Here is a 13,233-nt window from a genome sequence, read left to right on the forward strand (position 1 = left end):
GCATGAATCCTCCGTCGAGCTTCTAAAAATGTCGGCGAAAGCCATGCGACAAAATCTCTAAACCTTCCGTTTTACTTCGATAATATTGGGTAAGTGGCTGAGCCGGGTTAACACCGCGCTCAGTTGCGCGGTATTCTCGATCTGTATCGTCATATGCAAAATCGCCGATAAATCCTCATGCGTTTTCAGCGAGGCGTTACTGATATGGATTTTCGCGGTCGCCAACACTTGCGAGACGTCGTTCAGCAGATTTTGGGCATTGAATGCATGGATCACGATCGGCACGCTGTGGTGTACCGATTTCTGGCCGCTCCATTCCGCTTTGACCAACTGCAATTGCTGCTCCGCCGATAAATGGCGGATGTTGTCGCAATCCTTGCGGTGTATCGTGATACCGCGCTTATGCGAGATAAAGCCGATGATATCGTCGCCCTTGACCGGCGAACAGCAATGCGCCAGCGTTGTGACGACATTATCGATATCGTCTATGGTCACGGCCGATTGCGCCGCGGTTTGGCTCGGCACCCACTTGACCGGCGTCGGTTCCAGTTCCGGAATTTTCAGCGCATTCGCCAATTGCCGGTTATTGATGGTTCCGTGGCCCAAGGCTTCGTAAAGATGCTCGGCGTCCGCTATTTTGAAGTGCTTCAGCAACTCGGCCATATCGACGCTTTTCAGGCCGAGGCGTCTGCTTTCCTTGTCCAGAATCTGTTTGCCGGCGGCAATGTTTTCGGCCTGCTGTTGCTGTTTGAACCAACTTTTTACCTTGCTGATCGCCCGCGGCGTCTTTAAATAGCCCAGGTTGGGATTCAACCAATTGTGGTTGGGCTGGCCGTTTTTGACGGTAATGATCTCGACCTGTTCGCCCGAGCTGAGTTTGTAAGTCAACGGCTTGATTTGGCCGTTGACCTTGGCGCCGCGGCAACTATGGCCGATTTCGGTATGGATCGCATAAGCAAAATCCAGCGGTGTGGCGCCTTTGACCAAATCGATCAACTTGCCTGCCGGCGTCAGCACGAACACCCGGTCCGAAAACAACTCGGTATGGAAATTCTCCAGCAGGTTATCGGTGCTGTCCTTGTCTTCCAGCAACTGGCGTAGCGAGGCGATATTCTTTTCGGTGGCGGCGTTGAATTTGCTGCCTTCCTTGTAGCGCCAATGTGCGGCGACGCCAAGCTCGGCGAATTCGTGCATGGCCTTGGTGCGGATCTGGATTTCGATCCGGTTGCCGTGGCTATCCAGTACCACGGTGTGCAGCGATTGGTAGCCGTTTTCCTTCGGGTTGGCGATGTAATCGTCGAATTCGCGCGGAATGTGCTGCCATTGGCTGTGCGCCAAACCCAGCACCATATAGCAATTCGGCAACGAATCGACCACGACCCGCACCGCCAGCAAATCGTACAAGTCAGCTAAAGCCAACTGTTTTCGGCGCATCTTGTTCCAGATGCTGTAAATATGTTTCGGCCGGCCGTAAACTTTTGCAGTCAAGCCATGCTCGGCCAGCAGCGCTTTCAACTCCTGTAAAAACCGGTCGATGCTGGCCTGGCGCTGTTCGCGGTTTTCCGCCAGCGAGGCGCTGATGAAGCGGTAATTGTCCGGGTCCAGATAACGGAAGGCCAAATCCTCCAATTCCCATTTGAACTGGCTGATCCCGAGCCGGTTGGCTAACGGCGCGTAGATATCCAACGTTTCGCGGGCGATGAAGCGGCGGATGTCCTCCTGTTCCAGATGCAGGTCGCGTAAACGCTGTATCCGCAAAGCTAATTTGATCAAAACCGCCCGCACGTCGTGCGTCATCGCCAACAGCATGCGGCGCAGGATTTCGGCCTGGTTCGGCTGGTTGGCCATCTCCGGCGTGTAAATGCTGACCTTGTTTAGCCAAGCCACGTCTTGGCATAAGCCGGCCACGGTGACGCCGAAACGTTCGCGGACTTGCGCTTCGTCGATGCGGTCGGCAACGCGGGAATCGCTCAGCAACGTCGCCAGAATGGTTTCCAGGTCGATATGTACGCCCATCAGGATCGCGGCGACATCGATCCCTTTCGGCCGCTGCGATTCGATACGGTTGGCGCCCAATTCTTCGATCCAGGCCAAGGCCGCGTCGATCTTGGCCCGGTCGGGAGCGGAAAAGCCGGGAAACAGTGCGCCGGCGCGCGAATCGTGGTTTGTCATGCCGATATTTTAAACGCGTACCGTTCCGAAAAGTACAAACAGACAAACGAGGCGTGGGATGGTCGGGGCATGGTGCATCGGTTAAGGCTGCAGGAAGCGGTAGAACCAGCGCTTGGCCAACTCTGCCGAAAAGATGTAAAGCATGACGATTGCGCCTAAACAGCCCAGTAACTCGGCCGGCAACGGTTCGAATCCGATCAAATCCGCCGCCGGCGAATAGGGTAGTGCGGCAGTAGCCGCTACCACAGCCATGGTCGCCCACAGCAAATATTTGCCGGGTTTGCTTCTAAAGAACGGTTTGCGGCTGCGGACGACAAACACGATCAGCGCGGCTGAAATTACCGATTCCAAAAACCAAGCGGTGCGAAATTGCTGCTCCGGTACATCCAGCCATAACAGCAAGCCGAAAGTCAGATAATCGAACAGCGAACTGACCAAGCCGAAGGTGACCATGAAGTTGCGGATAAAGCGGATATCCCAACGCCGCGGTTGCTCGATCATTTCTGGGTCCAGATTGTCCGAGGCGATGGTCATTTCCGGAAAATCGGTCAGTAAATTGGTTAACAGGATTTGTTTCGGCAGCAAGGGCAGAAACGGCAGAAACAGCGATGCGCCGGCCATGCTGAACATGTTGCCGAAATTGGCGCTGGTGGCCATGAACACGTATTTTAGCGTGTTGGCGAACGTAACCCGGCCGGCGCGGACGCCGCCGACCAGTACCTGTAGGCTTTTTTCCAGCAGTACGATTTGGGCGGCATCTTTCGCCACATCGGCGGCGCTATCCACCGAAATGCCGACGTCGGCGGCATGCAGTGCCGAGACGTCGTTAATGCCGTCGCCCATGTAGCCGACGACGAAGCCGGCTTTTTTCAATGCCATGATGATGCGTTCTTTCTGGTTCGGCTCCACTTCGGCGAATAAATCGATCCCGCCGGCTTGTTGCGTCAGAGCCTGATCGCTGATGCGGGCGATTTCCGGTCCGGTCAGAATTTTGCTGCCGCCGAGGCCCAACTGTTGGCTGACGGTTTCCGCGACCAAGCGATTGTCGCCGGTGATGATTTTCAAGGTAACGCCGAGGTCCTTCAACTGTTGAATAGTCGCTATGCAATCGGCCTTGGGCGGATCGAAGAAGGTCAAAAATCCCAAAAAGCGCATGTCGGATTCGTCGCCGCCGCTGACGCCGCTTTGTCCGCTCGCAAGCGGTTTGTAGGCCAGACCCAACGTCCGCAAACCTTGTTCGCTGTAGCTTTTGTAGCGTTCGAGTATCGCCGGTTTGGCTTGTTCGAGTTCGGCCAATTCGCCGTCCGCATGTTCGATATGGCCGCAGACATCCAGAATATTGTGCAGCGCACCCTTGCTGATTAACAGGTGTTGGCCGGCGTCGGCTACTAACATGCTCAGCCGTTTGCGGTAAAAATCGTAGGGAATTTCGTCGAGCTTGCGGCTGGCGCTCAAGTCGAACGTTTTGAATTGGCGTAGCGCCGCGTCGATCGGATTATTGAACCCGGTTTCGAAGGCGGCGTTCAGGAAGGCATAGCGCGCGACTCGGTCGCTAGCCGCGCCGCGGGCATCGGTGGCGGCGTGCACCTGTACGCTGCCTTGGGTCAATGTGCCGGTCTTGTCGGAACATAACACGTTCATGCTGCCCAGATTTTCGATCGAGGCCAGTTGTTTGACGATCACTTGGCGTTCGGCCATGCGTTTGGCGCCGTGGGCCAGATTGACGCTGACGATGGCCGGCAACAATTGCGGCGTCAAGCCTACCGCCAGCGCCAATGCGAACAAAAAGGAGTCCATCACCGGTTTGTGCAGATAGACGTTCACCGCGAAAATGACCATGACCAAAATCAGCGTGACTTCCATCAACAGGTAACCGAAACGGCGCACGCCGCGCTCGAACTCGGTTTCCGGCGCCTTCAGTTTCAAGCGGCCGGATAATTTGCCGAATTCGCTATTTTCGCCGGTGGCAACCACCAAAGCCCGGCCGGAACCGCTTTGCACATGGCTACCCATCCATAACGCGTTGCTCCGGCTGCTCAAAGGCGCATCGGCGGCCACTAATCCGGGGATTTTCTCGGCCGGATAACTCTCGCCGGTTAATGCGGCCTCGTCGACGAACAGATTTGCGCTAGCGAGTAGCAGGCAATCGGCTGGGACAATGTCGCCGGCTTTCAAGTCGACCACGTCGCCGATTACGATATCTTGCGCCGGAATGTCGCAGACTTTGCCGTCGCGGAGTACCGCGGAGTTGATTTGCACCATCGCTAACAATTTGACCACGGCGTCGGCCGCGCCCTTTTCCTGCCAAAAGCCAAGCAGGCCGCTGATCAAGACGATGGTCAAAATGATGCCGGCATCGACCCGGTCGTGCAGGTAAAACGATACCCCGGTCGCGAACAACAGTAACAGTACTATCGAGCTTTTGAATTGGGCCAGCAACAAACGCCAGGCGGAGTTGGGTTGCTTATGGTTTAGCCGATTGGGGCCGTATTGCCGGAGCCGCTCGCCGGCGGCAGTGGCCGTCAAGCCCTGTTCGGAACTGTCCAGTTTTTTCAGATGGTCTGCGGCCGGCAAGGCCCAAAAGGGTGTTTCCGGCTTGGTTTGGCCGTTCAATTTGAAGCTCATCTACGCCCCTCGCTCTGGTCGGGTTGACTTGCCCAATCCGGTTATTGCCGCCAGTAAAAGCCGCATAGGGCAATGTATTCGCCGTTGCCGGGCAGATTGGGAATTTGGACGCCGGCGGCAATTTGCCAATGTTGCGGTAGCGGATAAATCAGTTTGAACGTCGCGGCACCTACGGAATTATGGCCGGTTAAATAATCGGCGTTCAATCTGAGGCTGCCGGCGACGGGAATTTCGAGATTGACGTGCGCGCCGACGCTACGTTGGCCGGCGAGGGCGGCGTTGGCGTAATAACTGCCGATATCGATGTCGATATCCCAAGCGTCCAGATGTTGCTGGGCGTCCAAATACGCGTAATGCATGAAAACCGCTGCCTGCGGCAGCATACCCGCGCCGCTTTGATTGCCGACGATCAATTGGCTGTCGCCGAATAACCAGTGTTTCTCGAGGTTGAACAGCAAATCCGGTTGAAATGCTGAGGCCGCGCCGAAACCGCTGTAGAACTGCGCGTTCAACAGGCTAATGCCTATGTTCCAACCCGGGCCGGCGCCGTAGTCGAACGAGGTGTTGGAAATTCCGACTGCCGAATCCAGATTGAATTCCTGGTCGAATGCCGTTTGCCCGCTGGGCGTGGCTTCGATGTCGGGTAAATTCCGCACCCGGGCTTTGCCGGTCCGCTGTTGTTTTTCGGCGTTCGCCGACAAGGCCGGCAACACGCTTAAAGCCAAAATCGCCGAACCGATCAGTTTCGTCCGCAGTAATTTGTGGCCGGATGGAGTCTTGGCCGAGGTACCGGCAGCGCCTGCAATGGGCGAGTGTTGTAAAAAAATAGCCATGCGCTTGCCACCTTCGGATTAATCAAAGGCTGTTATCCAGTTGAAAAGAGCGGCGGCATTGCGGGAACCGGCCGGCCGCCACGGTATAGAGGCGGCCGCGACCGGATTACAAGCGATACGAAAAGGCGGAATTAGCGGCGTTCTTTGGAGGTGACCTCGCCCTTGTCGTTGACCGCTATCCGCCATTTGCCGTTGGCGGAGTCGATCAACAATTCGTATTCTTCGCCAACGCCGTTCGGGTTCACCACCAGTTCGGCTTTTTCGATGCGCGAATCCGGGAAATTGGCCTTGACGGTTTCGGTGACCATCGGCGGGACTTGTTGCGGATTTTCCAACACCAGCTCGCCGGTAAACAGTGCACCGTTGGAACGGAACAATTCATGCAGAACCTGGCCTTCCGCATCCTTGAAACTGACTTCCAGCAATTGTTGGCCGAAATGGGTTTCCAACTGGCCTTGCATATCGGTTGCCTGCGGATGGCGTTTCAGGACGCTGGCCCTGACCTTATCCGAAACCGGCGCCTCTTGGGCAAAAGCCTGGCTCGCGGCGCCGCTCAAGGCCAGTGCCAGCATGACGGTTGGAAATGTACGCATGTATCCTCCTGTGAAATTATTATCGTGTGCAGGCCAAATTGATGGCCGATTGATTCATGGCGCGCCGATGGCGCGCCTGGCACAACATTAATGCCATGATTGGCCGATAAAGTCACTAGGCGGATTCTTGCGCCTGGCTGCAAACCTCGCTGGGGCGGCCCATGCATAATCTGACGAAGACGCGGGCGGCGGCGATGCCGTTGACGACGAAGGCCAGCGTGATGGGCAGAGCAAACCAAGGATGCAGCCGGGTGGCGTCGGCCAATAACAGGTCTGCGCCCAGAAACGCCGGCGTGATCGGGAAACCGACTAAACCCAGAAAACTCAGAAACAGCAGCAGCGAAGCCCGCGGCCGGGTTTCGGCCATGGCCCGGTAGCGGAATGGCTCCTCGGCGAAGTTTTCCTGCGCCAACATTCGGCGCAATACCAATACCCCCAATAGCCAGGACGGCAACACGCCGCTCAGGAACAGCAGCACGTCGCCGTAAACCGCGGGATCCATCATCCACACCGCAATGCCGGCCAAGCTGCAACTGGTCGCGATCGCGTTCCAGACTTTGAACGGACTGTGTTTTTGGCTGAATGCGCTCAGCGAGGCTACCACCATTGCTACGGAGATAGGGATAGACAAATAGCCGCGATCGAACCACGCTTCGCTTTCGCCGAGTACGATCAAACCGAGCAAACCGACGATGCTGAAATACCTGATCGCAGGTCTGACCTGGTTCATGCGGGCGCCGATTTGCTTCAGCGGGTCCCACAAGGTCGAACGTACCAAGCGTTCCAGATTGCCTTCCTGCAACGCGAACACGTATAGCGTGTTTTGCAGTACCGCCGGCAAGGTGTCGCGGATGGAGTTGGGCAGAAATTCGCGCATCGCGCTGGGTTTGATGACGAAGTCGGTATCGACCGAGCCTTCCACCCGCAGCAAATGGGCGACGATAGACGGCGATACCAGCAATTGGTAGCAACGCAGGAAGGCGTTGCCGAGGAAGTGCACCAGAACCAAGGTTTCCAAGCCCAGCGACAATTCCATGAACATAAAACCGACCTGGGTGATCGAGGCGTAGGCAACTTGGCCTTTGATATTGGATTGGGTTTTTTCCGACAGATTGGCGATGACCACGGTCAGCAAGCCGATCACCAACACCATGGTGCGCGGCAAGTAATGGTAGGTCCAGATCGGCATGGTGCGTAACAACAGAAACACGCCCAAATGGATCGATAACGCACCGTAAAAAATCGCACTGGATGGCGTCGGTCCTTCCATCGCCCGCGGTAACCAGAAGCAGAACGGGAATTGCGCCGATTTGCCGGAGGCGGCAATGACGATCAGCCAGGACAACACCAACAGCGACGCGTAACCGGCCGGCGGCATCGCGGCGTGCTGGAACAAATTGGCCAGTTGGCTGAAATGCTGGCTCTCGTGAAACAGCAAATGGCTCATCCAGGCGCCAAGCAGCAAGCCGACGTCGCAGAAGCGGTAAATGCTGTACGCGCGCAAGGCGTTGCGGATCGGCTGCGGCCGGTGCCGGTAAAAGGCGATCAACAAAAACGACGAAACCCCGACGATTTCCCAGCCGGCGAACAGCATGTCGATCGAACCGGACAGAATCACCAGATTCAAGCCGAACGCAAAACCGAAGATCGTCAGGAAGAAACGCTTGTAGCCGGTTTCGCGGTGCAGATAGACCCGGCAATAACGCACGATAATCGAGAAAATCAGCCAGGCGCAGAATAAATACACCGCACTGATCCGGTCCAGATAAAACAGAATCGGAAAGCGGTAGCCGCCTTGCGCGTACAGATCGAACCAAACCAATTCGTGAGCCGGAAAACCGGCAACCGCCCAGGCGATCAACAGGCTCAGCACGCTGGCGCCCTTCACGCGGCTGGTCCACAGGCTGATCGTGGAAATGCGCTGCTCGCTGCTGCCGAACAACAATATCAGCAGCATACCGAGCAGCGGAAAGAACAAACAGGCCAATATTAAGCCGTTCATGCGTGTCTCCCTAACAATTGGTGTACCGGAATCGTCGCGGTTTTACCGACGATGATTTTTTCCGAATGCGCAGCGGCCGGGGTTTGCACGCTCTCCGGCAGTTCGATGCTTTCCCAGCCGTGTCTGGTGTACAACTTCATGTCGCGGCTGGCGGGGTCGTAACTGGCCAACCGGATCCATTCGCCGTCCAGCCATTCCCTCAAACCGCCGATAGCGGCCAAGGCTTTATCCACAGTGCCGGTGGCTTGTTCGATAATCATCAGTAGCCGGGCCGGTTCGTGGACTTCGATCATCTGCGACGGCAAGCCGGTACGCAAATCGCCTTCGACGCCGTTGGCGACGCCCAGCAAGCCGATCACGTTATGCGGCAGCTTGGTGCCGGCTCCGTAAACCGAATTGTCTATCCGCGAAAACAAGTATTCCAGATTGATGCCGCCGCACACCGGAATGATCGCGGACAGAATCTTGGTCAGAATTTCGCCGTTGGTGTCGCTATCCGGAGCGTAGGAATGCAGAAACGAGCGCCGGTCCATAAACAAGTGCCGGCTCAGTTCGCGGCGGCCAACCAAGCAATACAGGTTGTTGGAATGGTTGTATTCCGGGCGCGGTTCGAAAATCGACGAGGCGCGGGCCACCACGTGTTGATGCGCTTCCTTATTCGAATGCGATTGCGGGCCCAACTCGAACCAACGGCAGCGTTCGCGCGCGTTGCGCAGCAGGGCATGGTGCATGTCGTGCTTGAAGGCGTGCAGCACTTTGTGGTCGCGGTGCAGATAAGTATTCGGATCGAAATAAGTGATTTCGTCGCGGCTGGTGTTATGCAGCGCCGGTACGAAATAAGTGTCGGCCGGGATGTCGATACCGCGTTCGCGCAGAATGTCCCGTACCGGTTGTTGATTCGCCATCCAGGCGAAGGCGCGGGCATTCGGCGCTCCCGGTTTGCCGGCGCAGGCCCCGCAATCGTAAGCGGCGAAATGCGGATTGTTCACGCTGCTGGAACCGTGGGCGACGATGACAACCAGCGGCGCGAAATCTTTGGTCAAGCCGATATTGCGCAACAGGCCGCCGACCCGGTCGGCCATTTCCGGAAAGGAAAAGCCCAGCAAATAGCCTTCCGGCGTCGGTTCGTCGGTCTCGCGCAGCAGGTGCAAGTGGCTATGGGCTTTGACTTCGCTGAGCTGTTCGATGTTGAGCAGGCCGGCGCCGGGGCGGAACACGTTCCAGGCCAGGCGCGCCGCGTAACCGAGACCCAAGGTCTGAGTAAACAGCCAGCCGCGCAGCATCGAATGCGCCGTAAAATGCAGGCTGGACAGCTTGCCGGTTTTAGGTTTGGTTTCGGGTTGGTTTTCCGCCGCTTCGACGATCAAATGCTTAGGCGTAATCGCGGTCGGGCATTGTGCCACCGGATAGACGTCGTCCAGACCCTGGTACAGGAAATCGATGCCGAAAAAACCGACGGCACCGAAAGTTTGAATCCCCGGATTGGTTTCTTCCAGATGCCGGCGTAACGAACATTCGCGGTCGTCGATGCAAAACAGGGCCTGGGCTTGGACGGGCGATTTGGCGGTTTGGCTGGGGCCGGGCGCCGGCTGGTGTTTGATGGCTTGCAGCAATTCGCTGTGCAGTGACCATTCCATGGCCTCGTGCCAGACTTTCAACCGCAACGGAACCTGGGTCCGCATCGCGCCGCCGTTGAAGCGCGGTACCGTGTCCAATTGTTTCAACCCGGCAATATTGCTGAAATTGACACCGCGTTTTTTCCGCAAGAATGCCAGTTCGCAAGCCAGTTCGAATGCGATCAATTGCTTCAACGAAATGTCGCGGCGGGCCAGCAAGGTTTGCGGATTCAGCTCGATCAATCTGACCATACCGGACCAGCCGGGATGGCCGAGCAGCATTTCCAGAAGGTACTGTTCGTACCAAGTTTCGACGCCGACCATGCGTTGCAAACAGTGCAGAATGACTTGATCCGGGCCGAGGGTGAGCAGGTCGCGTACGTTTTTTTCTTGAAACGGATACAACGGCAACAGGCTGTTCTGGGTTAAGCGCAATACGCAATCCCAAAAACTCTCGTCTGCTTTTGGCAAACTCCAGCGGCTGATGCCCTGGTCCAGGAAGTTGGCCAGCAAACGGAACAGGACCGGGTGCACCAGCGCATTCAAATCCACTTCCAAGCGGCTCAGCCAACGGGTGCGGACACCGTGGTTGGCCAGCGAAATCGGCGGGTAATGGCTTTGCTTGTCTGCACTAAATAGGCTGTCGCGCAGCGCTTGGCGTTGGCTGCCGTTCACGCCGGAACGTTGCAAAGCCCAGTCGATGGCATGGTCGCTAATACGGCCTTCGCGGTAGCGGTTTTGGTAATCCGATAGCGGCAAATAGCTGCGCGCGCCGAATATTTTCGCCGCCAACGCGACGCCTTCGTGAAACGGGAGGTGTTGTACCGCATGTAAGGTATTGTGGTGGATGAAGTCTTTCAGTGGGCCTTGCGTCGGCAACCAGTGCGAAACGCTGTCGATCGCTCGATTCAGGTCGAAACCGCTATCTCGGCGGTCGCAGTGGCTGTCGTTCGGCTCCGCCGCATGATGGGTATGGCTAACCAGTTCCATGTACTAAACCTCGTTGGTCAAAAGAGCTTTCTACGGTTACCGGAGAGTTCAGCCTGCTGGCGGTAGCCGATGAATTGCAAGCCGGCCGGATTGGTCGGACGCGGGCCAATCTCTGCAACTGAAAACCGGAGCTTGGTCGCAACCGAGCCAATCCAGGCGGGGATGCTGATTAAGGCCTAGCATGGTGTGTGCCATTTATAGGTGGTTGATTTATATTGTGTTTATTTGACAGTGACTTGCGGGTGGTGCAAAAAACGGATGTGGATGGTTTATTTGAACCAATCGGCGCGGAATTACCGGTGGCGTGGTTCGGTTCGCCGGCTTGCGCATGGTTTAGATCGCCGAGAGTTTTAATGAGATACCAATTGGGAAGCTAATTTGGTGTTGCACTGCGAGCGAGTCGGCGTGTCAGCGCCAAAGCGATCGCCGATGCCCCAACTGCGGTCGGGTACGGGTGGATTTCAACCAAAATACGGGTTTGTATAAACCACTGCCCGGCCGCGCTGGGCGGCATTCAGGTTTGCAGATGCCGATCTGAGCGGGTTCGCGCCGGGAGAATCGGCGGGTTTGGCAGTGTTTGGCATTGGGTGGCATGGTTCTTGTTTGAAACAGGTTTTCCAAACTCGAACGAGCGCTATTTATGTCCCAAGTATCTCAGCTTGTGTTGCCGAAAACCGGTATTCCCGGCCTGGTCGAAAACTGGCGTAGCGATTTGCTTTCCGGTTTTCTGGTGTTTTTGATTGCGTTACCGCTCTGTCTGGGCATCGCGATGGCGTCGGGCTTTCCGCCGATGTCCGGCATCATCAGCGCCATCGTCGGCGGCGTGGTCGTCTCCCGCATCAGCGGTTCGTATGTGACGATCAACGGGCCGGCGGCCGGCTTGATCGTGGTCATCGTCGATGCGGTGCAGTCGTTGGGGCAGGGCGACGCCATGGCCGGCTACCGCTACACCTTGGCGGCGATCGTCGTCGCCAGCGTATTGCAGATTCTGCTCGGCGTGTTCAAAGCCGGCAAACTCAGCGCCTTTTTCCCCAGTTCAGTGGTTCACGGCATGTTGGCGGCCATCGGCATTATCATCATGGCCAAGCAAGTTCATACCTTGCTGGGCGTGAAGCCGGAAGCCAAAACCCTGCTCGGCACGATTGCCGAGATCCCGCATTCGATCATCGAGATGAACCCGGAAGTGTCGTTGATCGGTCTGTGCGGATTAGCGTTGCTGATCGTCTGGTCCGTGATCAAACAACCGACTCTGAAAATGATCCCGGCGCCGTTGCTGGTGGTCATGGTTGGCTTGGCGTTGGGCCAATACTTCGATTTGGACCATATCCACCAATACCTGTTTTTACCGGAAGCCGAAATCCTGCCGCACCACCAATACACGATAGGCCCGACCTTTTTGGTGGCGGTGCCGGAGAACTTCATGTCCGGTTTTTATTTTCCGGATTTTGCCAAAATCGCCACCTCCGAGTTCTGGGTGGCGGTCGTGACGATTTGGCTGGTCGGTAGTCTGGAAAGCCTGTTGAGCGCGTCGGCGGTGGACAAACTCGATCCTTACAAACGCAACTCCAATCTGAATCGCGACTTGGCCGCGGTCGGCGTCGGCAACCTGATCGCCGGTTCCGTCGGCGGCTTGCCGATGATTGCCGAAATCGTGCGTAGCTCGGCCAATATCAACAACGGCGCCAAAACCGGCTGGGCCAATTTTTTCCACGGTTTGCTGCTGTTGACCTTTGTGGCCTTGTTTCCACGCTTAATTCACGAAATTCCATTGTCTTCTTTGGCGGCATTGCTGGTTTTCACCGGTTTCCGGCTGGCGTCGCCGAAAGAATTCGCTAAAACCTTGTCGGTCGGGTTGGATAATTTCGTCGTGTTCGTGATTACCATCATCGGCGTTATCGCGACCGATTTGCTGGTCGGCGTCGCGATCGGTATCGTCGCCGAATTGCTGATCCACATGACCCGAGGCCTGAAACCGGGCAACGTGTTTTCGTTGGCGTACCATGTGAAGCAAACCGATCCGCGCACCTACCATATCGCAGTCAGCGGTGCGGCGGTGTTTTCCAACTTCATCAGTTTGAAAAGTTTGCTGGCCGACTTCCCGCAAGGCGAAAATCTGTTTTTCGATCTGACCGACGCCGAATTGATCGACCACACCGTGATGGAGTTTATCCACCACTACGCGGAAGAGTATCGCCACGCCGGCGGCAAATGCGAGATCGTCGGCCTCGACGACCATCACAGCTATTCCGACCACCATCTAGCGGCGCGCCGTAAACTCAGCGTTTGACGAGCTAACCTTTCGGAGCCGCCTGTTTTTGGGGCGGCTCCGGAGCATCAGTGGCCCGCCGGGCCAAACCATAATCACCGCAGACAATACTCCCGAGCCGACCCCGGATCGGTTG

The 13,233-nt window shown here is 56.5% G+C and carries 7 protein-coding genes; 1 reads left to right on the top strand and 6 read right to left on the bottom strand.

What is annotated here, in order from left to right; translation table 11 throughout:
• Positions 1-57 precede the first annotated feature (57 nt).
• The 6 genes from MKFW12EY_RS07875 to MKFW12EY_RS07900 form a co-directional block, all read right to left on the bottom strand.
• Positions 58-2,172, bottom strand: coding sequence for a RelA/SpoT family protein (locus MKFW12EY_RS07875; RefSeq protein WP_054761150.1), 2,115 nt, complete (start codon positions 2,170-2,172; stop codon positions 58-60).
• Between the two features lie 81 nt (positions 2,173-2,253).
• The gene (mgtA, locus tag MKFW12EY_RS07880; protein ID WP_221054307.1) at positions 2,254-4,797 is read right to left on the bottom strand and encodes a magnesium-translocating P-type ATPase; all 2,544 of its coding nucleotides are present in this window, start codon (positions 4,795-4,797) and stop codon (positions 2,254-2,256) included.
• 41 nt (positions 4,798-4,838) lie between these two features.
• Positions 4,839-5,630 (bottom strand): hypothetical protein, encoded by a 792-nt coding sequence (locus tag MKFW12EY_RS07885; protein ID WP_221054308.1) that lies wholly within the window; start codon positions 5,628-5,630, stop codon positions 4,839-4,841.
• 131 nt (positions 5,631-5,761) lie between these two features.
• Complete coding sequence (locus tag MKFW12EY_RS07890; protein WP_157199333.1) at positions 5,762-6,223, bottom strand: hypothetical protein; 462 nt, start codon at positions 6,221-6,223, stop codon at positions 5,762-5,764.
• Positions 6,224-6,338: 115 nt separating this feature from the next.
• The gene (locus tag MKFW12EY_RS07895; RefSeq protein ID WP_221054309.1) at positions 6,339-8,225 is read right to left on the bottom strand and encodes a proton-conducting transporter transmembrane domain-containing protein; all 1,887 of its coding nucleotides are present in this window, start codon (positions 8,223-8,225) and stop codon (positions 6,339-6,341) included.
• Entirely contained in the window at positions 8,222-10,831 is a 2,610-nt protein-coding gene (locus tag MKFW12EY_RS07900; RefSeq protein WP_221054310.1) for a YbcC family protein, read from the bottom strand. Before MKFW12EY_RS07900 ends, MKFW12EY_RS07895 begins: the two co-directional genes overlap by 4 nt.
• A 640-nt stretch (positions 10,832-11,471) precedes the next feature.
• On the opposite strand from MKFW12EY_RS07900, the gene MKFW12EY_RS07905 reads away from it, so the two are divergent.
• Complete coding sequence (locus MKFW12EY_RS07905; RefSeq protein ID WP_054761156.1) at positions 11,472-13,118, top strand: SulP family inorganic anion transporter; 1,647 nt, start codon at positions 11,472-11,474, stop codon at positions 13,116-13,118.
• The last annotated feature ends 115 nt before the right edge of the window (positions 13,119-13,233 follow it).

This window comes from Methylomonas koyamae (assembly GCF_019669905.1).
In the GTDB taxonomy this organism is placed as follows: domain Bacteria; phylum Pseudomonadota; class Gammaproteobacteria; order Methylococcales; family Methylomonadaceae; genus Methylomonas; species Methylomonas koyamae.

Excerpts from the sequence above, each read along its gene's own strand:
- MKFW12EY_RS07875 (WP_054761150.1), bottom strand. The coding sequence starts at position 2,172 with ATGACAAACCACGATTCGCGCGCCGGCGCACTGTTTCCCGGCTTTTCC.
- mgtA (WP_221054307.1), bottom strand. The coding sequence starts at position 4,797 with ATGAGCTTCAAATTGAACGGCCAAACCAAGCCGGAAACACCCTTTTGG.
- MKFW12EY_RS07885 (WP_221054308.1), bottom strand. The coding sequence starts at position 5,630 with ATGGCTATTTTTTTACAACACTCGCCCATTGCAGGCGCTGCCGGTACC.
- MKFW12EY_RS07890 (WP_157199333.1), bottom strand. The coding sequence starts at position 6,223 with ATGCGTACATTTCCAACCGTCATGCTGGCACTGGCCTTGAGCGGCGCC.
- MKFW12EY_RS07895 (WP_221054309.1), bottom strand. The coding sequence starts at position 8,225 with ATGAACGGCTTAATATTGGCCTGTTTGTTCTTTCCGCTGCTCGGTATG.
- MKFW12EY_RS07900 (WP_221054310.1), bottom strand. The coding sequence starts at position 10,831 with ATGGAACTGGTTAGCCATACCCATCATGCGGCGGAGCCGAACGACAGC.
- MKFW12EY_RS07905 (WP_054761156.1), top strand. The coding sequence starts at position 11,472 with ATGTCCCAAGTATCTCAGCTTGTGTTGCCGAAAACCGGTATTCCCGGC.